The sequence below is a fragment of the Pantoea sp. SIMBA_079 genome (assembly GCF_046940275.1).
Classification (GTDB): Bacteria; Pseudomonadota; Gammaproteobacteria; order Enterobacterales; family Enterobacteriaceae; genus Pantoea; species Pantoea borealis.
Genome location: NZ_JAWRYR010000310.1, coordinates 1 through 272, shown reverse-complemented (window position 1 = coordinate 272; position 272 = coordinate 1). Strand labels below are relative to the sequence as shown.

1 protein-coding gene is annotated in these 272 nt (G+C 62.1%); it reads left to right on the top strand.

From position 1 onward, the window contains the following. The coding region (locus SB719_RS20155) for a tRNA-dihydrouridine synthase (protein WP_412159741.1) at positions 1-272 on the top strand (272 nt) is incomplete at both ends.

Genomic DNA, 272 nt, shown 5'->3' with positions numbered 1-272 from the left:
ATGGGCTGCCCGGCAAAAAAAGTCTGCAACAAAGCCGCAGGCTCTGCTTTATTGAGAGATGAAGCCTTGGTCAGCGAGATCCTCCACGCCGTGGTCAGCGCCGTGGACGTACCGGTGACCCTGAAAATCCGCACCGGCTGGGACCGGGCGAACAAGAACGGCCTGAACGTGGCGAAGATCGCCGAACAGGCTGGCATCCAGGCGCTGGCGGTGCATGGCCGCACACGTGCCGACCTGTACACCGGCGAAGCCGAATACGACACCATCGCTGC